Source organism: Bacteroides sp. L008 (genome assembly GCF_040812255.1).
Lineage (GTDB): Bacteria > Bacteroidota > Bacteroidia > Bacteroidales > Bacteroidaceae > Bacteroides > Bacteroides vicugnae.
The window spans coordinates 1,721,963-1,746,160 of sequence record NZ_JBFNXO010000001.1 but is presented as its reverse complement, the minus strand read 5'-3'; the positions used below and the strand labels follow the sequence as shown (position 1 = coordinate 1,746,160).

The following is a 24,198-nucleotide window of genomic DNA, read 5'->3' as shown; positions in this document are numbered from 1 at the left end:
ATTCATCGTTTTTAGAAGTTAAGCTTAATGTTGAACCCGATGTTGCGGCTGCTCGGCATCATGAAGTAGTCGATACCCTGGTAGAAGTTGCCGGTAGAGGCTACGCTTTCGGGGTCGAACGGCGCTTTATTGTATATCATCCAAAGATTGCGGCCTACAAGTGATACATTGATGTCGCATACGTTGCCTATCCAGCGGCGGGGGATGGTATAACCGATGCGCGCTTCCTGAAGGCGGACATTCGTTGCGCTGTATGTATAGTACTGTGGCAATCCGCTGGAACCGGCGATGACCTCAAACCACTTTTGTGCGTCTACCATCGTACGGCCGTTGACGAGCACTCCACCGGCATCACGGGCGGCAGCGGTTCTTTCGGAAACTCCGTACTCATCCATAGCGGCCTGTGTAGCTGAATATGCGATACCACCGATGCGGGCGGAAATAAGGAATCCCACGTTAATGCCTTTGTAAGAGAAGGAGTTGTTCCATGCCAGATTAGCTTTCGGGAATACGCTTCCCAGTTTGATGTCGTTCAGGTTACCCACTTTGGAGACGTTGCCGGTGGCGTCTATCTGGACTTTTCCCTTGTCGTCGCGCACCACGTCGGAGCGGGTGTAAAGGTCGCCTAGCGAACCACCTTCTTTCAAGATGAACTCAGCCTGTGCCAATCCGCGTCCGTCAGACGTCTTCAGCGGAAGCCGGTCTTTGTTGATGATTTCTCCGGTTTCGGGATGCACGTAGTTTCTTACCAGTTCGGTCAGCGTGTTCTGGTTGCTGGAAATGGTGAAGCTGGTGTCCCAGTTGAAGCCGCTCCAAGTGTGTGCATAGCCTAACATAGCTTCCACGCCCACATTGCGCACGGAACCGGTCTGCACATACAGCTTGTCGTAACCGGAAGATACCGTAATCTGCGGGTCGAACGTTTGGTTGTGCGTGTTGGCGTAATAGAAGGAAGCGCTTATTTTGAAGTCACGGAACAGCGTTGCGTCCAAGCCTACTTCCCAAGAATTGGTGCGTTCGGGATAAAGTGTGCCGATGGGGTAGATGGATTTCTCTTTCCACTGTTGCAGTGTGGCGTCATACGGAAAAGTCGGTATGGTCAGGTAGCGGGGGTAAGGAGAACCCACAGAACTGTATGAACCGCGCACTTTCAGGTAGCTGACCCATTCGGGCAATTTCACCATTTCGGTGATTACTGCCGACAGACCTACCGATGGATAGAAGAAGGAAGGGTCTGTGGTGCCGTGAATTTGTGAAGCCCAGTCGTTACGTCCTGTCAGGGTGAGGTAGAGCATACTTTTCCAACCTACTTCCACGTTGGCGAAGATGGAATACGTTACGTCTCTCCACGCTTCCTGAACGGCACGTTTTTTCACATTGTCGAGGTCGAACACGTTGAATACGTTCGGGATTCCGTTCTCTTGTATCGGTCCACCGTAACTAAAGGTACTGCTGGCATTGTTGCTCAAACTGGTACCGATGTTGGCTACGAGGGTGAAGTCTTTGATACGTTTGTTGATATTCACCAAAAAGTCGGCGTACGTTTGGCTCGTTTCATTCTTAGCAATTGTATAATGCCCCTGGTTGCCGTCGGTCAGCGTGGCGATGGTTCCGGCATAAAGTTTCTGCTCGTATGTATTATTGGAGTTGTCGATACGGATACGCCCCGACAGGTTCAGCCAATCCAGTACATCGTAAGTCAGTCCGGCGGACATCATATAACGCTTCTTGTTGTTCTCGTGGAGATTGCGGTATGAAATCCAATACGGATTCTGCATACGGAGGTTACCTTCGCCCTGTGGCCAGTAAGGTAAGTTGATCTTGCGCGCGTCGCTCCAGCGTTCAAAAATCTTCACCAATGAGAAGTCATCGCTTCGAGGGAACAGGTAAGTCGATACCAAAGGGTTGGAGTATACACCCTGATTAACCATGTTGCGGTCATTCTGGATGATGTAACTGGCTCCTACATCGAGCTTCATCTTGTCGTTAAGGAAACTGGTCGTGTTGCGGAAAGTAAAATTATATCTGTTATACCTATTGTTGGGAACCATTCCGTCGGAATTAGTCGCTGCTGCGGAGAAGAAGGTCTGGTTCTTTTCCGTTCCGGCAGACAAGTTGACGGAGTTGGAATATACTGCTCCCGTCTCGAAAAAATCAGTGGGTTCGTACCCCATACGGCTCGCTTCGTTCAGCTTCGGTCCCCAACTGAGAGTTGTAGAGCCGTTTGCTTTGCCATAGCTTCCTGTTCCGTAGCGATTCTGGAATTTAGGCATTACGAATGGATTCATCCAGTCGATGCCGGTGGACACGCTTGCCTGTAGCTTTCCTACTTTTCCTTTTTTGGTGGTAACAACAATAGCTCCATTGGCTGCGTTGCTACCGTAGAGGGCTGCCGCTGCCGCACCTGTCAGTACGGAAATGCTTTCGATGTCTTCGGGATTGATGTCGGCGATACCTTCCGTAGCACCTTTTGAATCGAATTCCGTACCGCCACCACCGCCGAAATTAAACATCGGGATACCGTCGATCACATACAGTGCATTGCTGCTCTGCTCAATGGACTTCGTTCCACGCATCACCACTTTACTGGCACCACCCACACCGGATGAACTTGAATTGATTGTGACACCCGCTACTTTACCGTTCAGGCTATTAACGAAGTTCGCGTCTTTGATTTGAGTTAATTCGTCTGATTTTACCTGCTGTACATTATAACTTAATGCCTTCTGTTCGCGCTTGATGCCGAGGGCTGTTACTACTACTTCACTTAATTGCTTGGTGTCGCTCAGTAATTTTACGTCATAGATGTTTCTATCTGTTATTTTCACATTTTGAGATGCATATCCTATATAAGTGAAACTTAATGTACTGCCTGGAGAAGCGGTAATTGTGAAATTACCATCTATATCGGTGATAGCTCCTTCGGAACTTCCTTCCACCTTGATGTTTACTCCGATCAAAGGTTCATTGCTCTCGTCAACGACTTTTCCTGTTACTTTCTTTGCAGGAATTTCTTTAGGCTTGTTGTCCGGAATAATCATAATATATTTCCCCTTGAACAGGTAAGTGAATCCGCTCCCTTTAAGGATTTGTGAAAGGGCGTTCTCTAATGTGACAGCTCTTAGGTTAAGATTTAAGACGGGCTTGTCTTTCAACTGGGAATCATTGTATCCGACAGACAAGTCGGATTGTCTTTCAACTTCTTTAAGTGCCTCAATAATAGATATATTTTTCTTTTGAATGGTAATTTTGGCACTGTTTTGCGCAAAGGAGGGGGTCTGCATCAATAACATGCAGAAAAAAAGAATAAAACTTCTTCCCTTTGCTGTTTGGTTTACTATAAATTCATAAATTTGTAGCATTTTCTTAGTATTAGGTTATTAACTAATTTATTTCACGGTAATTAAGAGTAGAACTCTAATATTGAGAATCTTGATTTCATATCCGGGATAGAGTTCGGGCTCTGTTCCGGATACTTTTTTGCATGTCTGTAAAGGGTTAAAAAGGTTTGTTCTATATTGTATATTTTTACTGTTTGCTGTTTTTTCAGGTCATCTGTTACTTGGGAATCAAATAACAGCGTTTTCCTTTTATTTTATAGTCCATTTGACCGACAACATTTACTATAACGTCCATCACTTCTGATAATGTGGCCTGTTCTTTGAACCGGAAACTATATTTGTCTTCTTTTATATTTTTGAGCTGGTACTCGAATGTGTACGGATATTTGCGTTCGAGTATCGTTATTATGTCTTGGATATTCATTTCTCTGAATACTAGCTCACCACGTTGCCAGGCTGTCACATCCATCATGTCGGGGTTGTTCAGACAATGGAAGCGTGTATGCCTGTTGTACGCCAATTGCTCGTTAGGGCTTAAAATGACTTGTGAGTTCAGATTATTATATTCCACAAGTACGCTTCCCGAAATCAGGGTTGCAGCGGTTATCGCATTTTCCGGATAAGCTGACACATTAAACTCTGTACCTAATGCTGTAACTTGAAAGTCATTGGATTTGACGATAAACGGGTGTTTTTTGTCAGGCTTGACTTTGAAATTGGCTTCACCAAGAAGAAATACACTACGGTCTTTGCCTGTGAATTCCTGCGGATATAAGAGCGTACTTTGTGAGTTCAGTTGCACTTCGGTTCCATCGGGCAGGATAAGAGTCCGTGTTTCTGCTGTCGGGATGTATTGTTGCAGCAAGTCAGGGGTTGCATCTTTTCCTATTGTAGAGAGATAGATGGAAGAAGCTGCCAAAAGGAAAAAGACGGCGGCGACTGCCTGCCAGATATGAACCGGACGAATCCTGCGTTCTTTCCGTATGGAAGGAATATTCGCATTCTTTCTTAATTGCTCGTATGATTGGTGTGTATTAGATACAATCTTTTGTTGAAGAGCTTCCTGCCAGAGAGTAAGTAATGCATCTTCTTTTTCGGAAGTATGTTCTTTGTCTACCAACCATCTGTAAAATTCTTGTTGAGTAGATTTCGGATATTCGCTTCTAGTGAATAAGGTCAATATTTTCTGGAAATAATTTTTCATTTATGCTATTTATTATTGGTGTTATATAAATAGCACACTTGAAGCGGATGAACTACTTACACGAAATAGAAAAAAAATGCAATAAAAATAATCTTTTTTAATTCCAGCATGGTTCGGTAGATTTGATGTTCTACTGTGCGGACGGAAATATTCAGTTTTTCGGCAATCTCTTGATTGCTCATATTTCTAAGACGGCTTAGTACGAAGATTTCTCTACGACGTTCCGGAAGACGGCTCAGAACCAGACGTACCAATAGCTCTGCTTCTTTATAATAGATAGGTTCGAGTGTGTTATCTGTTTGGAAAAGTTCTTCGATGAGGCTTTTTTCGATCACGCTTTCCTGATATTCTTCTACTATTCTTTTATGTTTGATGAAGTTGATAGTGATGTGTTTGGTCATGGCAAAGATATAATTGGATATCTCTGTGCTATCCCGATCCGACCATATTTGAGGTTGCGTCCATAATTTGGTGAAAACATCTTGGGTGATGTCTTCCGCATCCGCTTCGGATTTTAGTAGCATGAAGGCGAAATATTTCACCGCTGAATAATATCCGGTAAATATCGTCTCAAATTCGTGTGCTAGGAGTATGTCATCTCGGCTTTCGGTCATCGAATTAACAAATTGTTGGAAATTGATTGACAAATTTAAACAAATAAATTAAGATACGAAGAAAAAAAGAATTCTTTATAAAAAAAGAAAATAAAATAGTGACGCTATCCGGGTGGGATGGTGTCACTATAAGTGTTGGATAGTGACGGTATCTTATCGGGATAGCGTCACTATTTTTTAGTCTGTATTTTACCAGTTTCTTTTCACTGTACGGTAGCCATAGCCGATAATTACAAGGAAGCAAATAAACGGAAGAACGAATGAAGCGTTGACAGCGGGCAACCAGCCGACTTCTTTCAGATCAATAATGCTTGCTTGTAGCGGAGGGAGAATGGAACCACCCAGAATAGCCATGATGAGACCGGCGGCTCCGAACTTGGCGTCGTCTCCCATGCCTTTCAGTGCGATGCCATAAATGGTGGGGAACATCAACGACATGCATGCTGAAACTGCCACAAGGCAATATAAACCGAGGATATTCTGCAGGAAGATGGTACCTAATGTAAAAATACCTCCGAAGATAGCAAGAATCATCAGTAACTTTCCGGCATTGAGATAGCGCAGGATAAAGGTACAGATAAAGCGGCTGATACAAAAAATAACCATTGCCACGATATTATATTGTTGTGATAACACTTCTGCACTTTTTTCGTCCATGCCTTGTGACATAAACAGTCGTGTTCCATACTGAATGATGAACGTCCAGCACATGATTTGTGCTCCCACATAAAAGAACTGGGCTATCACACCTTCACGATAACGTGTTTCCTTGAAAATGCGTTTGAGTGTAGGGAAGAAGTCTATTTTGTGATTCTGATCTCCGTTTTTAGGCATTTTGACGAATCGTATCAATAGCAGCATCGCTACGATAACCAGTCCGATGATGAGATAAGGAGCGATCAGGACACTAAGGTCACTCTCTTTGATCGCCTGAAATTCGCTGTCGTTAAGCAATGCGCGGTCTTCGGTACACATCGGATGCAATTTCGCTTGAATGAACTGCATGGCTACATACATTCCGAGAAGCGACCCCATCGGGTTGAAAGACTGTGCAAGATTCAAACGCCGGGTAGCCGTTTCTTCCGTTCCCATGGAAAGGATATACGGATTACAGCTTGTTTCGAGGAAAGACAATCCGCAGGTCAGAATGAAATAAGCAATCAGAAACGGATAATACTCACCCGTCATTTTGGCGGGGAAGAATAAGAATGCTCCGAAAGCATACATACCCAGTCCTAACAAAACACCTGCTTTGTAGGAATATTTGCGGATGAAGATGGCAGCCGGAAAAGCCATTGCAAAGTACCCTCCATAGAAGGCAACTTGTACCAATGCTCCATCGGTGGCACTCATCCGGAAGATTTTAGAGAATGCCTTTACCATCGGATTGGTAATGTCATTGGCAAATCCCCATAACGCAAAACAGGAGGTAATGAGAATAAAAGGTATAAGATAACTGATGCCATCTTTCGAAAGGATGGACTGCTTGGTGTGTTTCATGGTTGTTTCTGGTATTTTTTTAAGTATTATACAAATGGAACATTCTTTCCATCGGTTTCCATTTCTCTGCGGAACTCATTCCGGGTGCGGCTTGTTGGAAGATAGCCATATATTCTTCCCACTCCTGTTGGCGGGGAAGGGTGTTCAGGCGTTCCATAGCTGTGTCCCAGTCAAAATCAAGGGGAGTTTCGACAATCATAAACAGTCGTGTTCCCAGAATATAAATTTCCATTTCCAGGATGCCAACTTCCCGGATACCGGCAAGGATTTCCGGCCATGCTTCCGCTTGGCTATGTCTTTTCCGATATTCGGCGATTAGTTCCGGAGAATTGCGTAAATCAAGGGTTTGGCAATATCGTTTGACGGGAACGTCATAAGATTGAACCTGATAACCGGTTTTGGATGTTTCCATATACTTTTATTTTTTAGGGTAATATACTTGTGGTGTAACGCTGCGAGTGACAATTTCTCGCAATTCACGAAGATCGGCAATTTCTCCTTTAGCCATTGCCTGCGTCAGAATGTTTCCCATTGCAGTAGCTTCCACCGGACCTGCATAAACAGGAATGCCGAGTTCGTCAGCTGTCAGTTGGTTGAGTAACTTATTTTGTGACCCTCCGCCGATGATATTTAACTGACGGATCGGAGCGGGGAGACAACGGTTGAGCTGTTCCACAGCCTGACGATATTTGAAAGCTAATGACTGGAGTACACATCGTACAGTCTCTGCTTTGCTTTGGGGAACTTGCAAAGCATGACTCCGGCAATAATGAATAAGCGCGTTTTCCATATTTTCCGGATTCATGAATGTGGCGTCGTCTACAGGGATGATTGTATCAATCTTGGCTTTGGCAGCCTGCGGGATGATTATATTATAATCTTGTTCCTCACCACATACTTTCCACTCATTCATCAAGCGTTGCAGAATCCATAATCCTGTTATATTCTGGAGGAAACGGATCTTGCCGTCAACACCTCCTTCATTGGTGAATTGAGCTTTTCTTGCTTCTTCCGTCAGTATAGGTTCGTCCACTTCAACTCCCAGTAGCGACCAAGTGCCGGAACTAAGGAAAGCGATGGGGCTTTCTGTGGCAGGAACTGCGGCTACGGCACTGGCTGTATCGTGTGAACCTACGGCAATAACGTCTACGGCACCCAGTCCGGTTTCGCGTGCGATATCCTCTTTTAGTGTGCCCCTGATTGTTCCGGGAAGAATAATCTCGCCGAACAGATGTTCGGGAAGACCTAAGGCGTGTATGGTATTGAGTGACCAGTTCCGTGATTTGGCGTCCAGTAATTCGGAGGTGGAAGCGATGCAATATTCATTATTGGCTACTCCTGTCAGGAAGTAACTGAAGAGATCGGGCATGAATAGAAGTTGCCGGGCGACTTCCAACTGTATATCTTGATTCTGTTTCATGCTGTAAAGTTGAAACAGTGTATTGATAGGCATCACCTGGATACCGGTCTCGGCATAATGTCGGTGTTCATCTATAAACTTGAATACTTCTGCCGGCATTCCCTCTGTTCTCGCATCCCGGTAACAGACAGGATTTCCTAACAGGTTTCCATGCTTGTCAATCAGTCCGAAATCCACTCCCCAAGTATCAATACCAATACCTCTTACGGCATATCCTTTTTGTGCAGCCAGTTTTAGTCCGGTTTTCATATCTTCGAATAGAGACGGGAAGTCCCAGTAAACATGATTGCCAAGTTTGACCTGCCGGTTGGAGAAGCGGTATACCTCTTCCAATTCCAACTTACCGTTGAAAAGGAAGCCGGCGATGATCCGTCCGCTGCCGCCTCCGAAGTCTGCTGCTAAATAAGTGTGTTTGATGGTATCTTTCATGGTAATGTGCCCGGATGCTAGTTGCTTTTCTTTCCTAATACGTAAATTTCCAAATCTTCAATTTCTGCCGGTGTGAGCACAGAATAATCACCACCGGATTGAACGATGATGCGGCAAGCCATTTCGAAGAAGGTAGCCCGTTCGTATACTTGATCGAAATCTTTTCCGCATACCACTTGCCCGTGGTTAGTCAGTAAAACCGAGTTATGCTTTTGCATGGCTTCTACTACGGCTTTCGCCAGTTCCGGTGAGCCGGGACGATAATATGGAATCACCGGTATTTCCGAACCTACATGGCAAGGAATTTCTGCTGTTACGTTGAAGTTTGCCGGCTTGTTTTTCATGCAGGAGACAGCAGTGGCATATTCCGATTGGAAATGGAGAACGACATTGACGTCCGGACGTTCGCGGAGAATACCTAAATGGAATGTGCTTTCCATAGAAGGTTTTACGCCATTGGAAGGAGTGCCGCTGGCAATATTGCAGATCGAAACTTTTTCTTTGCCAAGTGTGGGAACCCAAGAACCCGTACCGGAAATCAATGCTTCTTCACCGATTCTCCAAGAAAGGTTACCGCTGCTGCAAAGCATTAATTTTGCATCCCCGTAACGGTGTGCTTGTGCAATGAATTGTTCAATATGTTCGTTAGTAATCATAGTGTTCTTATTTAAGTCGTTGTAGGGGAGAGGCTGTTCCGATATTTATTGGGTATACCAGAAGAAGGTAGCCCGCCCCCTACGAACGGCAAAGTTAAAATATTTATTTATACAGGACGAAAAAAACTTGTTTATTTATAGATCGGGCCGTAAGTTGCACAAGCTCTGTAGTCTGCTCCTTCTTTGTCCATGCCGAAGGCATTCCAAGCGGCCGGGCGGAACATCCGGTCTTCTTCCACATTATGCATACATACCGGGATGCGGAGCATGGAAGCAAGCGTGATTAAGTCTTGACCGATATGGCCGTAGCTGATGGCTCCATGATTGGCTCCCCAGTTATTCATAACTGAATATACATCTTTGAAAGCCGGTTTATCGCACAGGCGGGGTACAAACCAAGTGGTAGGCCATGTCGGGTCTGTACGCATATTGAGTTTCTGATGGATTTCCGGATCGATTTCAACTGTCCATCCTTCTGCAATTTGCAGGACAGGGCCTAAGCCTTTAATCAGGTTCAGACGCATCATGGTTACAGGCATTCCACCTTTTGACAGGAAGTTGGACGAGAAACCACCACCACGGAAGTAATCACGGTCTGCCGGATACCAGGTTGTTGCTTTGAGACAGTTCTCTACATCAGCGTCCGTCAGGTTCCAGGGTTCTTTCATAACCGGATTACCTTCTGCGTCTACTGATTGGCCGGAACCGTCGAGAGTTGTTGCACCTGAATTGATAAGGTGGATGATACCATTGGCTGCCAGACCACTCAATTCTTTGCCGGTTACACGTTTTACAGCTTCAGGACTCCAGTATGTACGTACGTCGGAGAATATTTGTGCACGGTTGGTCAGCAGATGTCCGAACAGCATGGCTACACCGTTGCAAGCGTCATTTTCGGTAGCTACCACAAATGCTTCACGGATGCCGTTCCAGTCGAAAGAAGTATTGAGTAAAGCTTCCGGATAGTCACCGTTAGGATAAAAGTCTGTCCATTGGCGTTGTCCTTGGAAACCGGCTGCAATGGCATTGTGTCCCAAAGCTTCTTCCTTGAATCCCATTTCTTTCAGTTTGGGATTTCCGGTCATCAGGTCGCGCATGATAATTGTCATTTTTACGATGAACTCCCAGTCTGCATCTTTCTGCTCACGGGTTTTACGCTTTTCAGGACGGTTCTTGAAGTCTTCACCTTCGTTGGTCTTGCAATGTTTTTCAGTCCACTCCATTGCTTTGGCGTATTCTTCGTGGTCATAGATACCTTCATCCATCCGGCGGATGATTTCTGTGAGGTCTATTGATTCATTGCGCATTCCCAGATATTCCTGGAAGAAATCAGGATTGACGATAGAACCGGCGATACCCATGGATACACTACCCATTGACAGGTAAGATTTGCCTCTCATGGTAGCTACTGCCTGTGCAGCGCGTGCAAAACGAAGAATCTTTTCCGATACATCTTCAGGGATTGTATTATCGTCCAGATCCTGAACATCACGTCCGTAGATACCGAATGCAGGAAGTCCTTTTTGTGCATGTCCTGCCAATACCGCTGCCAAATATACAGCTCCCGGACGTTCTGTACCGTTAAATCCCCAAACAGCTTTCGGATAATGAGGATTCATGTCCATTGTTTCCGCACCATAGCACCAGCAGGAAGTGACGGTAATGGTAGAGCCTACTCCTTCTCTTTCAAACTTTTCCGCACAGGCGGCACTTTCGGCTACGCGTCCGATAGTGCTATCGGCAATAACACATTCTACCGGGCTGCCGTCGCCGTTTTTCAGATTACTGCTGATTAATTCGGCTACTGCCTTTGCCAGATTCATTGTTTTTTCTTCAAGACTTTCGCGAACGCCACCTTGGCGACCGTCGATTGTGGGACGAATCCCGATTTTCGGATACTTTTTCATGGTTTCTATCTATTAAAGGATTAATTAATATCTGTGCTGAACTGTGCTGATTATATTGCAAAAAAAATTAAAGCGACTTTCGAAGTCTTACTTCTGTCGGCAAGAACTTTTGTACCGTTACATTATTAAGAACGAAATTAGCAGCTTCGTTTCCCATCATTTCCCAGTCAATACTCAATGAGGTTATTCCTTCGTCAATCACTTCGTAAGAAGGAATATCATTGTATGCCAACAAGCCGAAATCTTTTCCGCATTTCAGCCCTTCCAATCTGCCTTGTTTCACTACCTTTACCACATCTTGTTGCTTGATAGCAATGTAGGCAACTCCCTTGCATATTGTCAGATTCTCGATGTCCTCCTGAACCTCACAGAGGAATCCCTCTTCCTGACAGAAACGGGTGAAATATTCCTTGCTGCTTTGAGGGTGCTTCAGGCTTTTCGGAAACAGAAAAACAAGTTGGTGATAGTTTTTCAGCCTTTCCCTGAGCAAATGCAATGCCTGATAGAAAGATTCGTCGAAATCTTGACAGATATATGAATACTTCTCTTTTTCGAACTTGCCGAAATCAAGAAGTAGCAATTTGGTGGGATTAATTTTATTGAGAGCTGTGCTGAATTTCTCGTTATCGAAATTCATCACGATGTATTTGTTGTATTTTCCTATGGATTCCCGGATGATGGTGTTAAATAACCGTTCGTTGTATTGATGAAACAATAAATCTACCTTATAATTAATAGGCAGATGCTTGACGAAACTATTGTATAATGCTTCTTTGAAAGGAGTGTATTGGTCGAGCAGTAATAAAACATTGGTCACCTGGCTCGTTACGTAATATCCTTTTCCGGGAGTGGAGTCGATCAACCCTCGTTCGCGTAAATCAAGGAAAGCTTTGAAAACGGTGTCGCGTGATACTCCGTATTGAGCACTCAACTGATTGATGGAAGGCAAAGAATCTCCTTCAAGAAATTCTTTCCTGGAGATTGCCTGGCTAAGTGCGTCCGCTAGTTGCGTAACCTTGCTCGACTGTTGTCCGAATGTTGCCTTTTTATCAGTTCGTTTCATGCTGTAAAAATAAGTAATACTGTGCTGAACTATGCTGATGCAAAGAAAGACATTTTATTCTGAAAGAGAATAATTATTTGCTATGTTTTATAGCATAAAGTAATAAAAAAATCCCCTCCGGCGAACCGGAGAGGATTATAGCTTTTTCCTAATTTCTTATTCGGAATCTGCTGAAATTTATTCAGCAGCAGCTTCTGTTGCAGGAGCTTCTTCAGCCGGAGCTGCAGCTTCTTCTGCAGGTGCTTCAGCAGCAGCCTTTTCAGCAGCTTCAGCAGCTTTCTTTTCAGCGAGTGCTTTTGCTTTCACTTCGTTGATTTTCTTTTCTGCTTCCAGACGTGCTTTCGCTTCCGCTTTCTTAGCCTCGTCCTGTTTAGCTTTCAAAGTAGCCAAACCTGACTGTTTGTTGTTTTTCCAAGCTTCGAATTTAGCTTCAGCTTCTGCTTCTCCGAATGCGCCTTTTGCTACACCGCCCAGAAGATGTTTCTTCATGTAAACTCCTTCACGAGAAAGGATGTTACGTACAGTGTCACTTGGTTGTGCACCTTTCAGTACCCATGCCAATGCAGCGTCGAAATTCAAATCTACTGTAGCAGGATTGGTATTTGGGTTGTAAGTACCAATCTTCTCAATAAATTTACCATCACGTGGTGCTCTGCTGTCTGCAATTACAATTGAATAGAACGCGTAACTTTTACGTCCGTGTCTCTGCAATCTGATTCTAGTTGCCATTTTTAATAATTGTTTTTAATGATTGATTTGAATTATGCTATTATCTCGTAATAGCGGGCACAAAGATACGGCTTTTCTTTTGATTGACAAACATTTCGCCTCTTTTTTACGAATACCGTTTCGGATAGCGGAACAAGATTGCGAGCAGGGCGCATGCTCCCATTGTAAATGGATAATAGAGATTGCCGATGATACTGATAGGGGAGATGCTGGCAAGTCCTGCTGCAATCAGCATCTGTGCTCCATAAGGGATAATTCCTTGTATCAGGCAGGAGAAAGTATCGAGGATACTGGCTGTTTTTCTCCGGTCGAGATGGAATTTTATGGCAATATCTTTGGCAATCGGTCCGGTTGTGATAATGGCAATCGTGTTGTTGGCAGTGCATAAATTGGCAATGCTCACCAGGGCGGCAATGCTTAGTTCGGCACCCCTCTTGCCATTGACATGGCGGGTGAGTTTCCGGATGATGAAATCAATACCACCGTTATAACGGATGGTTTCGAGCATACCTCCGGCCAGCAGAGTGATGATAATCAATTCTCCCATGCCTGTAATTCCTGTCCCCATGGCGCCAAACCAGTCGAATATACCGAAGCTACTGGTAGCGATGCCGATGATACCAGTAGTCAATATACCTATTATAAGTACGAGCATTACATTAATTCCGGCAATGGCTGTTCCTAATACTATTATATAAGGTATCACTTTGAGCCATTCAATGGTTTGTGTTTGAGTGGGAGCGGTAATGGACAATCCTTGGAATATATAAATACCCAGCACGATGATGGCTGCCGGTACCACTATCATCGAGTTTACCCGGAATTTGTCGCGCATTACACATTCCTGGGTTTTGGTAGAGGCAATGGTGGTGTCTGAAATAAACGACAGATTATCTCCGAAAAAAGAACCACCGACTACGACAGCCACCATAAAAGGGAGTGCTATCTCCGTCTTTTCTGCCAGTCCTACAGCAACGGGAGTGAGGGCGACAATAGTTCCCACGCTGGTTCCGATGGATAAAGAGATGAAACAGGCAGCAATAAAGATGCCGGCCAGCAGCAGATTATCCGGGAGAATATGTAGTGTCAGATTGACGGTGGCATCGATTGCGCCCATTTGCTTGGCGCTTTGTGCAAAAGCTCCGGCAAGAATGAATATCCATATCATCAGGAGGATGTTCTTATTGGCAGCTCCTACTGAGAATTGGTAGATACGCTGGTCCAGTTTCAAGCCGGGGGTAATGGCGATGGCATAACAAGAAGAGACGAGAAAGGCCACAGTGATAGGCACTTTATAAAAGTCGTTGACGAGGATGGACGTCACCAGATAGAGGCAGAGGAATACGAGTAACGGACTCAATGCCCACCAGTTTCCGGGACGGTTTTTATGTATTTTTTCTTCAGTCATAAATGGACGTTGTGGTATTTATTTTATTCTAAATATTTGAAATAGCGGTGCAAAAGTAGTGTTTTTCGCAGGAAGTGGCAAAAAAGAATAGCTAAAGTAACATATTTATAACAAGCCCGAATATGTTATTGTTTCTAAAGAGAGTGGCTTGAATATATCATCTCCTATTTCATGGTTTTCACGGTCTTAAATAAAATAGGAGATGATATATTTCTTTTACAGTAAGATGATGCGCTTTTGTACGATGTCTATTAATTGGGCTTTTAACTGTTGTGCATTAATAGGCTTAGGCATATAACCGTCGAACCCACTTTCTATCACCTTCTGCTCATCTGAAGCATAGGCAAAGGCGGTAATGGCAATAATTGGCACTTTAGCCGAGTATTTCCGGATTTCTTTGGTTGCTTCGTAGCCGTCCATAACAGGCATATTGATGTCCATTAGTATGATTTGCGGATTATACTTATTGAACATTTCTACTGCTTCTTGTCCATCCCAAGCATGAATCAATTGATATTCTCCCTTTAATATGGATGCAAATAATTTGTAGTTGCTGTCATTATCTTCTGCAATCAGAATGCTAAGTTTGTTTTTCTCTATGGTTATTGGTTGGAGCTCTGTCTTTGCAGTGTCTTCATCTACAGCCACTGCGGCTTTATATGGTAGTGTAAACCAGAATGTGGAACCTTTTCCTTCTTCCGAATTTACTCCGATAGATCCTCCCATGTGCTCTACTAATGTCTGGCAAATAGAAAGTCCTAACCCTGTACCTTGTTCAAAGCTGTTTAGTTTGACAAAACGTCCGAAAATGCTCTTCTGTTTGTCTTTGGGTATACCGCAACCTGTATCGCTGACATAAAAATAAATTTCTTTGTCGCGAAGTTCATAGCCAAAACGAATATACCCCTCGGTTGTAAATTTGATAGCATTGCTTATCAAATTGATGAGTAACTGCGATAGACGGTTCTTTTCAGTATGGATAAAGCAGGTTTCCATTGTCGGATGACAGCTTAGCTGTACTTTATCCGATTTAATTTTTAGCTGTAATGAGCTTGTTAACTCATTCATCACCTTATTCAAATCAATGTTGGAATACTGAAATTCCAATGTTCCGGCTTCAATCTTTGATAAATCCAGAATATCGCTGATTAATTGTAATAACAGCGTGTTATTATTTTCAATGATGCTCACATACTCCTGCTTTTCTTCTTTTTCGTCTGTTGATGCTAATATACTGGAGAAACCGACAATAGCATTGAGAGGAGTACGGATTTCATGACTCATGTTTGCGAGGAAAGCTGATTTGAGACGATTGGATTCTTCTGCCCGGTCTCTGGCTGTCATCAATTCCATTTCCATCTTTTTTCGTTTGGTGATGATTAAAGAGGAGCCGACCAGAGACAGTGGCTTTCCGTTTTTATCACGAGTCTCTACAGCAGCTTGCGCTTCTACCCATTCTATTCGATGGATGTGATTCTGTATGTTGACTACCCGATATTCTTCCCTAACCTTATCCGAACGTCCTTTTAGCAGATCTTCGTAGGCTTTTTCTACACGTTTGCGGTCTTCTTTGAATATTTTAGAGAAATATTGAGAGTCGGGTACTGCTAATTGTTCTTCACTTATATCTTTTTCATTTGTACTGAGTTCGATGGGTTTGTTGATGTCGCAAAGTATAGTTTTGCTTAATAAATCCCATTTCCAGGGCACAATATTGGCTACGTCCAGTGCCATTGCAAGCTTGTTGTTGGTAGCACTCAATTTTTGTTGGGCTTTGTATAGTTCTGTACTGTCCAGACAGAAAATATCGACAATGTTATTGTGGTGAGTACCTTTCAGGACTATATCATAGAATGCATCTATCTGTTTAAAGTAATATGGGAAAGTGATGGCTTTGTTTTCAGTAAGTGATATTTTGGTGAAATGCAGAAACTCTGGCATGGATTCAGGGAATAACTCACTGGCCTTTTTGCCTATTACGTCTTCTTTGCGGAAGAAGTTTTTTTCAAAGTGAGAGTTTACATTCCGATATATTAATTCTATTGGCGTGCCTTCTTCGTTCATAATTAACTCTTCTTGCATATAAAGTATAGGCATATTGTTAATCAGATTCTTGTAGGAAGTCATCGTGTCAATCTCTTTCTGTTGTAACTTCTTTAATTTATTCAGATGATTGATACGGTATTGAAAGAGTAGAGCAAGCAGTATGAAACAAACGACTGATCCTAAAATGAAATATCCGTATTGTTCCCAAAAAGTAGGTGGCTTGTTAAAGAAAATTGTGTTGGAAGGACATAGATTCGGTGATAATCCTTTACGGAGCAATACACTGTAATTGATTGTAGGGGCGGCATTCGAAGGTTCGTAAAAAGGAATTTCGGCTGCTTGTTTCCCATCTAATATTGCTTGGATTGTTTCTACTATTTTTTTGTTGTATGTATCTTGGTCGTAGACGTATCCTCCTATCGTTCCTCCTGTATTGTCTTTGATTGTCAACATGCCAAGACTGAATAAAGGAGCGGATGTTGTGGGGATTAGCCGGTGAGAATTTATAACCAACGAAGTGTTACCGGCAAATGTGTGTTTGTAGAACCAGGAAGAAAAGAGTATTCCTGTTATTTGGGGGTCAATAGAATAAAGAGTGTCTAACAAATGGTTAATCCGCATCCTTCGAGGAGATATGAATTGATAATTGATATCCGGATGATCCTTTGCTAATTCTTGCTCAATAACTGTGTTGTAAGTCTGGTTGTTTTGCCGTTCATCACCGATAAATATGAAATTCTTTATATGGGGAGTCATTCGGCAAATTAGTTCTATATTCTCTTTAATATAGAAATTAGAATGTAAGAAAGTTAGATTATAAGGTTTGGCTAGGTCCGCTATTGGGATTCTTGCAGTTACGTCAATCGGTTTCTTTTGGAGATAAAACTCTTTCGGTCCGATATAATCTTCTTCGGCGCATAGTATAATCGGAACATTCCCCCACATCTTCCTGAAGTCATCCCGTAATATCATACTGGAATTTCCTATCAATATCAGCATTCGTGGAGAATGTTGTCTGTATTTTTCCAGGATCGTTTGTTTGAACTCTTTTAAAGTAGAGTCTGCATCCATCATTAGCATATTCATATGTTCGGTATAGAGTGCTAGTTGAGGAAGAGTTTGAGTGTATTCGGTTATCGCGGAAATCATTCTAAAACTCCAGGGAGCTGCTTCTGTATATGAATTAATAATTAGAAGATAATTGGAAGAGTTTACTGAATCTTTTTGAGCTAGACTCGGAGTGGTGAAAGAAAACAATAAACAGAACGACAAAAAAAGTTTTATAAGATAAGAGGTATTTGCTTTTATTTGATTGTGTGTTGTCATTAAATTTTAATGTTTTTTGATGGTTTATTAAGTTTATGTGATTACAAAGGTATTAATAATAAATGGATTAAACTAAACTTTGGTCATGAAAAGTAAATAAAAGAGAGAAATTTATACGCTTTTTAGACGGGCTTCTTATTTGACTTTATAAGGGTGCGTGAACCAGAAACGGGAACCGGTCCCTAACTTGGATTCAACACCGATAGTCCCCCCGAGGTGCTCGATAATACTTCTGCAAATAGACAGGCCTAACCCTGTGCCTTTTGAAAAAGAATTGAGTTTTACAAAACGTTCGAAGACCCGACTTGCTTTATCCGGAGCAATCCCCATACCCGTATCTGTGACGGAGAACTCTATTTCATCTGTTTCTTTTTTATGATGATATTCAAGGAGAATTTGGCCTTCTTTGGTAAATTTGAGAGCGTTATTTATGAAATTGGTGATTACCTGCATTAAACGCTTTTTATCTGTATAAATATAATATTGAGGTAAGTCCGGAGTCAGCAAAACGGGGACGGGCTTATCTTCTTTTATATCATAATTGCGCATTATATCTTCACAGAAGCTCTTGATGTCCAGATGATCCATGGTGAAGTCGAGTGTTCCGGCCTCTATTTTGGATAAATCGAGAATATCGGATATCAGTTGTAAGAGAAGTTCTGTGTTTTCCTGCATGATATCGACATAATCCTGGCGGTCCTTTTTGTCATCCGATTCGACCAGTAAACTGGCAAAGCCGACAATCGCATTTAACGGAGTGCGGATTTCATGACTCATATTGGCAAGAAAGGCCGATTTTAAACGATCCAGGTTTTCCGCTTTTTCTTTGGCTATTCTTAGTTCTTCCTCTATTGTTTTTTGATGGTTAATATCGACACTGGTGATTACGTGTGCCATCTGTCCGTCTATCCAGTCAAATGCGGCACTGAATACACGAAACCAACATTTGTCAAATGGACGTTGATAATCCCAGGAGTAAACTTTAGTTGGCAACCCGTTTTCATCTATCAAATGTTTCTTCGGGCAAAACTCACATTCTCCGGTTTTATCTTTATATAGAGCCTGCCAGCATTTTTTTCCTTCAAAATGTTCAATTCCTCCGTATGGAGCAGCCATGGATTCATTGGCATATAGCATATCATGAGAGTCGAAAGAGTTTACATAGATGTCAACTCCCATGTTGTTCATGATACTACTTAAAGTCTTGCTTGCCCGTACTTCCCTTTCTTTATATTCACGCACTGCTATTTCCTTGGAGAGTGATCCTAAAATGAGATGAATTATTTGCAGTTCCTCATCGGTGAAAGATATTGCATGCTCCCTGTCTGCAAATCCGATGAATCCGATGATTTTTCCTTCGGAGTCTTGAATTTGCCGGATCAGCAAAGAATTGACTCTATAAAAATCAATGATGTCTACATCATCCCAGGAAGCGTTTTGGGTTCTGCAGGCATAAAAAGGTTTGCTTTTGCCATTTGCGTGGGCAACGTGTTGATTGCTCATTTCACTGATTTCAAAACGCTGGCGCAGGATATTGTCGTTATTTCCAATTGTTTCCTTTAAATAAAAGTAGCGAAATCCGTCCGTTTGATAAATGAATGCTCTTTTAAAACCATAGTATTCGCAAATGTCCGTAAGTGATTCTGTGATTTTTTTCTCAATAGAGTCACAGCTATTCAGTCTTTCTAAGAAATGAAGTAAAAATGCATGGTAATTCTCTCTTTCTCTGATCATATTGTTTTAGGCATCTTGTTTGGTTATTTAAACTCGAAAGGAGTATGCTGTTTATCTCTTTCAAATCTTCAAGCTGCTAATATACGGACTTTAAAAAAATGATGAATGCTGTTTCAGATTTTTGTAATGTTCCGTTTTTCTTTTTCTTGGTGCGAAAAGAGAATGTAATGAATGATATTTCCCTTGGATTTTAGTTAACTAACAACGATCTTTTAAGAAATAAATAGGTGAACTTGTACGGATTTGTTGAATTAAACGCTGTTGGGGGGAGTTAGTCGGTATTTGAATTTTTCGAATCTGTAAGTGATTGATTATTAATGCGTAATAAATGTGCGTTTTTCCTTTAAAACCAACGGGTCGTTCCTTTAAAAGGAACGACCCGTTGCACACCGAGAAACACACCATTCCTTTTAAAGGAACGTGCTTTTTCATCTTTAGATGCGTAGATTGATATAATAATGTTTATATTTATTGTTTCATATCTGCGCTGCGAACATTATTTTAGTGCTTCGATTACCTGCGGCATCATTGTCCAAATGGTGTTTTCATCTTGAGCAGTGAAAAAGTTACCATCTATCTCTGATTTCTCATCAGTAGCTGTTCCGTTTTGAATGGCTGGTTTGGCTAATGGGTGAACTGCTAGTTTTTTCCCTTTGGTTATACCTGTAAAGTCAAACATCATTGCGCCGGCGCAATGTCCGATCATCATTTTCCCTTTATCTCCGAAAGTTTTAATGACTTGCATCAAATCTACATTATAGGGCTTATCGGCATTCTGCTGAAATACAGGCACTGCATCGCCACATGAGAAAACGAGTGCATCGAATTCATCTTCGTGTCCTTTCAAATTAGCGATCACGTCATCTACTGTCAGGCTGATTCCCGAATTTGTTTTAATATCCTTCGTATCCGATACGGCAAATACTTTATATGAAATACCATTTTCGAAAAATGCTTCCAAATATTGGAATAGTCCACAACCATTTACCGGATTCACTGCTAAAACTGCAACTTTCTTTGCCATAATCATAATTATTTAAATGAAACAATAGTTATTATTAGTAAGTTTATTACTTTTGTGATGCAAATGTATCTTTCTTGTTTGAAAAATGCAAGAACGTACTTGAAAATAAGGAAGTTACATGAAGGTAACTATTGCTGAATTTCAATAAAATACAAAACGTTAAAGAATGAAAAACTTTCATCCGACAGGAAATTGTCCGGTAAGAGATGTGCTTAGCCGCTTGGGAGACAAGTGGTCGATGCTGGTACTTATTACATTGAATGCCAATGGCACGATGCGTTTTAGTGATATTCATAAAACGATAGAAGATGTTTCTCAAAGAATGTTGACCGTTACCCTACGTACTTTAGAATCAGACGGATTGGTGGAACGGAAAGTGTACGCCGAAGTGCCTCCCCGTGTGGAGTATTGCCTGACAGATACGGGTGGCACTTTGATCCCTCATATTGAAGGGCTGGTAGGATGGGCCTTGGAGAATATGGATACCATTTTGGATCATAGGCAAATGAATCAGCAGCATTAATAAATGACAATGGTAGAAATGAATAAGGTAGAATTCAATATTTTAAAATATGGAGATAAAGTTAGTAGCTTCGGATAAAAAGGAATTCCTCGATTTATTACTTCTGGCTGATGAACAAGAAAGTATGATTGACCGGTATTTGGAGCGCGGCGATATGTTTGTTCTTTATGATAACGGATTGAAAGCTCTTTGTGTAGTGACTCGTGAAGGGGAAGGTATTTATGAAATCAAGAATATTGCTACCGTTCCTTTCTTTCAACGGCAGGGGTACGGAAAACGTTTAATCGAATTCTTATTTGAATATTATCGGGGAAAGTGTTCTGAAATGTTGGTGGGTACAGGCGATGTGCCTTCTTCCAGATCTTTCTATGAACACTGTGGTTTCACTGTTTCTCACCGGATAAAGAATTTTTTTACTGACAACTATGACCATCTGATCTATGAGGATGGCGAGCAACTGGTGGATATGATTTATTTGAAGAAAACTTTTTAGCGTGTAGTGATGGAAACTCAATCATTTGGATGAAATAAAGAGTTTTGTTCGTTTATGTTACTGCATGAGCAAACAGGCTATTTATATCCTTTGATTGTATGAAAGTGCATTTCTCTATTTTTACATTTGAAGAAGATATTCTTAATAAACGCGATTTCTGTTTATAATAAACTTTTGGGTAGTTTATTATAAACGGTATCAGAGTTTATTAAAAACTATTTTGGGCGTTTGGGAAGATTATACAAAAAGAAAAGTGTATAAATATAAACAAAATAGGGCAATGATCGTCAAATCATTGCCCTATGATATATCTTTGCTAATCCTAAATTAGATCAGTTTGAAAGCTTGTTATGTATCTATTTTTCTTATTATATTCATATCGTTTATAGATTCTGTTTTCTCAAAGATACAAAATAAAAAACCGTTTGTCAAGTGTTTCTGAAGAAAAGCCGGTTATTCATTGAACCAGTCTATTTTCTTTGAGAAATACATCACTATTGCCAGTATAATAAACAGTCCTAAGCTGCCTGCCAATAATGCGAAAGTCTCTAGCTGAATAAGAACAAATATATAAATATAGAGTATAGCCAACAATCCGGACATGATTAATGACGGTTTCTTTTTCCTGGTGATTCCGAACATATATCCGCCCACCAATATAATAGTTAGTGCAGAAGATAATAAATAGGCGGGATTGAATCCGATGTGTTCGGAGAAGGAGAGGAGCAAACTGTAAAATAGACAGAGTGCCAGTCCTACCAATAAATACTGCAAGGCATGAATACGGGTCTTATTCATAATTTCGGTGAAGAAAATCACTCCGAAAGTCAGTAAGATAATCAGGATTGCATATTTTGCAGAACGCATGGACTGTTGATACTGTTCCACCGGGATTTTGAAGTTAACACCGAAACTGGAGTTCTCAATGTCCTTGATGTTCGAGTGGTTGTAGTCAACCATCACCTGTGAGTAATTCCGGTTCAAATTTAAAACCTGCCATTGTGCGGAGAATTCTTTCTCCGTAATGTTGCGGTTATTGGGCAGATAGTTACCGGTGAAGCTAGGCGTATTCCAGTTGGCTTTCAGATCTACACGGGTTGTTTTACCCAATGGAATAAAGTTGAGTGACTGCGAACCTTTCAGTTTGATTTTTATTTCATAAGGCAGTTTTTTATTCTGTTTCAACTCCGATAAGTTTGCGATCGCATGAACTCCGGTGTTATCTATTCCTCTGTTGTCCATACCCGGTTCGAATATATAAACAGAATCTCCCAGAGTGATGCTGATTTGCTCGCTGATACCCCGCATATCGGTCAGATTCAGACAAATAGCCGCCCTGTCAAATTGCAACTGTTCCATATCTATTCTGCTCTTCTGCAGTTCTTCCGAACTGAATGAGCCTTTCAGTGTCAGTTCCGATTGATATACATTGACCTCGTAGATACTTCTTTTCAGAATTTCAGTCTTTAGTTGCCCGCTGACCATAAGCTCGTCGGGAAAAAGTATCAGGTCTTTCATAGAAACCTTCTTCTCGTCCTTATTTTCAGTGACGACCGGATACTGGAGATTCAGGTAGGGGCCTGTAATGGTCTGTGCCAGACTCCATTTTTCACTTACCTCGTCGATAGCTTCTTCCTGGGTTCGTCCCCGTTCGGAAATAAGATTTTCAATCATGAACATCGGTATCATCAGGAGAAGAATTAATAATCCGATGATGACAACCTTGATTGTTTTGGAGAAACGGTGGAGACATCCCATAGGTTGCTGCGCCTGTTGCTCATTTGAATTTTCATTGAAACCGTCCATAAGTCAGTAGTGTTTTGATGAATTATTTATTTTGATTTTAGAAATTTCTCTAAGGCTTCAATATGAGATTTGAAAGCTTCTCTGCCTTGCGGGGTTGCTTGAAAAACAGTTCGTGGCTTTCGTCCGACAAAACTTTTGTTGCATACGATATATCCCAGTTCTTCCAGGGCACGGGTGTGGCTGGCAAGATTGCCGTCTGTCAGAGAGAGCTGCTCTTTCAGAAAATTGAAGTCAGCTTCCTCATTTACCATCAGAACAGCCATGATACCGAGCCGGACCTTGCTTTCGAATGCTTTATTAATATATTGGAATGCTTCTATCATTTATGATCTCTTTCTTTCGTAGTGTAAATAGAACAATATGCCATAAAGAATATGGAAACCGCTGAAACCGATGGTCCAGAACAGCAGTGAATGACCTTCCCAAAAACAATCTGCGACGCCCAGGCAAATGAAAGCATATCCTAACCATACGATGCTGGAGTAAGTAAACTTGGATACGTTGACCAGTGCCAGTCCGTAAAATAAAAGCATGACGGAGGCCAGAATGTCATAATACTCATGCATTATGATGGAAATACATAAAACACCTCCGGTCAGCATCGGAAGAGAAAAGTTCCACAATGCCCGGTAGGTGAGGCGGCTGAAAAATTTCTGTCCTGTCTTCTTGGATTTATAATAGGACAGGATGCAGGCGGTGACCGCAGCTGCTACCAATACGAGCGAGGCTATGATAGCCATCAGTTCGAGAGCAACAATTAAATGTGTGCCCGGTGTAATAACTTGTGTGGCGATGTATGCGCCAGCTAATGCGTAAATGCCCGCCATGATTGCAGCGAGACCACTGAGAGAGATAAACTTGGAGGACTTTTCCATCAACTCTTTTATCTCATTTACCGATTCTAATGCTTTATCTTTATTCATATAAAAAGTACTTTGTGATGCAAAGTAAAATAAAAGATTTCAGATGAACAAA

The 24,198-nt window shown here is 41.9% G+C and carries 19 protein-coding genes; 2 read left to right on the top strand and 17 right to left on the bottom strand.

All coding sequences use genetic code 11. The annotated features are described in order from the left end of the window. Positions 1-11: 11 nt before the first annotated feature. The 14 genes from AB3G73_RS07070 to AB3G73_RS07005 form a co-directional block, all read right to left on the bottom strand. Positions 12-3,362, bottom strand: coding sequence for a SusC/RagA family TonB-linked outer membrane protein (locus AB3G73_RS07070; protein WP_234133648.1), 3,351 nt, complete (start codon positions 3,360-3,362; stop codon positions 12-14). Between the two features lie 196 nt (positions 3,363-3,558). Then, positions 3,559-4,545, bottom strand: a complete 987-nt coding sequence (locus AB3G73_RS07065; protein ID WP_195650487.1) for a FecR family protein — start codon at positions 4,543-4,545, stop codon at positions 3,559-3,561. Positions 4,546-4,601: 56 nt separating this feature from the next. Then, the gene (locus AB3G73_RS07060) at positions 4,602-5,159 is read right to left on the bottom strand and encodes an RNA polymerase sigma-70 factor (RefSeq protein ID WP_195650486.1); all 558 of its coding nucleotides are present in this window, start codon (positions 5,157-5,159) and stop codon (positions 4,602-4,604) included. A 189-nt stretch (positions 5,160-5,348) separates the two neighbouring features. Continuing rightward, positions 5,349-6,659 (bottom strand): L-fucose:H+ symporter permease, encoded by a 1,311-nt coding sequence (gene fucP / locus AB3G73_RS07055; protein ID WP_195650485.1) that lies wholly within the window; start codon positions 6,657-6,659, stop codon positions 5,349-5,351. Positions 6,660-6,678: 19 nt separating this feature from the next. Continuing rightward, positions 6,679-7,071: an L-rhamnose mutarotase gene (locus AB3G73_RS07050; protein WP_004303848.1), complete on the bottom strand. Its 393-nt coding sequence runs from the start codon at positions 7,069-7,071 to the stop codon at positions 6,679-6,681. Positions 7,072-7,077: 6 nt separating this feature from the next. After that, on the bottom strand, positions 7,078-8,508 hold the full coding sequence (locus AB3G73_RS07045) for a rhamnulokinase family protein (protein WP_148367597.1): 1,431 nt from the start codon (positions 8,506-8,508) through the stop codon (positions 7,078-7,080). Between the two features lie 17 nt (positions 8,509-8,525). Beyond that, positions 8,526-9,164, bottom strand: coding sequence for a class II aldolase/adducin family protein (locus tag AB3G73_RS07040; RefSeq protein WP_148367598.1), 639 nt, complete (start codon positions 9,162-9,164; stop codon positions 8,526-8,528). A 131-nt stretch (positions 9,165-9,295) separates the two neighbouring features. Continuing rightward, positions 9,296-11,071, bottom strand: a complete 1,776-nt coding sequence (fucI, locus tag AB3G73_RS07035; RefSeq protein ID WP_148367599.1) for an L-fucose isomerase — start codon at positions 11,069-11,071, stop codon at positions 9,296-9,298. 67 nt (positions 11,072-11,138) lie between these two features. Further along, positions 11,139-12,134, bottom strand: a complete 996-nt coding sequence (locus AB3G73_RS07030) for a GntR family transcriptional regulator (protein ID WP_367744036.1) — start codon at positions 12,132-12,134, stop codon at positions 11,139-11,141. Positions 12,135-12,311: 177 nt separating this feature from the next. Next, the gene (locus tag AB3G73_RS07025; protein ID WP_004325681.1) at positions 12,312-12,863 is read right to left on the bottom strand and encodes a 30S ribosomal protein S16; all 552 of its coding nucleotides are present in this window, start codon (positions 12,861-12,863) and stop codon (positions 12,312-12,314) included. A gap of 106 nt (positions 12,864-12,969) precedes the next feature. Continuing rightward, positions 12,970-14,271, bottom strand: coding sequence for a Na+/H+ antiporter NhaC family protein (locus AB3G73_RS07020; protein ID WP_148367602.1), 1,302 nt, complete (start codon positions 14,269-14,271; stop codon positions 12,970-12,972). Positions 14,272-14,487: 216 nt separating this feature from the next. After that, positions 14,488-17,643, bottom strand: coding sequence for an ATP-binding protein (locus AB3G73_RS07015; RefSeq protein ID WP_367744019.1), 3,156 nt, complete (start codon positions 17,641-17,643; stop codon positions 14,488-14,490). Between the two features lie 135 nt (positions 17,644-17,778). Beyond that, on the bottom strand, positions 17,779-19,377 hold the full coding sequence (locus AB3G73_RS07010) for a HAMP domain-containing sensor histidine kinase (RefSeq protein ID WP_195650480.1): 1,599 nt from the start codon (positions 19,375-19,377) through the stop codon (positions 17,779-17,781). Between the two features lie 496 nt (positions 19,378-19,873). After that, positions 19,874-20,401, bottom strand: a complete 528-nt coding sequence (locus AB3G73_RS07005; protein WP_195649945.1) for a DJ-1/PfpI family protein — start codon at positions 20,399-20,401, stop codon at positions 19,874-19,876. 166 nt (positions 20,402-20,567) lie between these two features. Between AB3G73_RS07005 and AB3G73_RS07000 the strand changes: the two genes are divergently transcribed. Together AB3G73_RS07000 and AB3G73_RS06995 are read left to right on the top strand one after the other, a co-directional pair. Continuing rightward, complete coding sequence (locus tag AB3G73_RS07000; RefSeq protein ID WP_148367606.1) at positions 20,568-20,924, top strand: helix-turn-helix domain-containing protein; 357 nt, start codon at positions 20,568-20,570, stop codon at positions 20,922-20,924. A gap of 49 nt (positions 20,925-20,973) precedes the next feature. Beyond that, on the top strand, positions 20,974-21,417 hold the full coding sequence (locus AB3G73_RS06995) for a GNAT family N-acetyltransferase (protein ID WP_148367607.1): 444 nt from the start codon (positions 20,974-20,976) through the stop codon (positions 21,415-21,417). 453 nt (positions 21,418-21,870) lie between these two features. On the opposite strand, the gene creD is transcribed toward AB3G73_RS06995, so the two are convergent. Genes creD through AB3G73_RS06980 form a run of 3 tightly spaced genes read right to left on the bottom strand, consistent with a single transcriptional unit; the run spans position 21,871 to position 24,146 of the window. Continuing rightward, on the bottom strand, positions 21,871-23,223 hold the full coding sequence (gene creD / locus AB3G73_RS06990; protein WP_367744002.1) for a cell envelope integrity protein CreD: 1,353 nt from the start codon (positions 23,221-23,223) through the stop codon (positions 21,871-21,873). A 26-nt stretch (positions 23,224-23,249) separates the two neighbouring features. Then, on the bottom strand, positions 23,250-23,546 hold the full coding sequence (locus AB3G73_RS06985) for a transcriptional regulator (RefSeq protein ID WP_148367609.1): 297 nt from the start codon (positions 23,544-23,546) through the stop codon (positions 23,250-23,252). After that, positions 23,547-24,146, bottom strand: a complete 600-nt coding sequence (locus tag AB3G73_RS06980) for a hypothetical protein (protein WP_367743999.1) — start codon at positions 24,144-24,146, stop codon at positions 23,547-23,549. Positions 24,147-24,198: the final 52 nt, after the last annotated feature.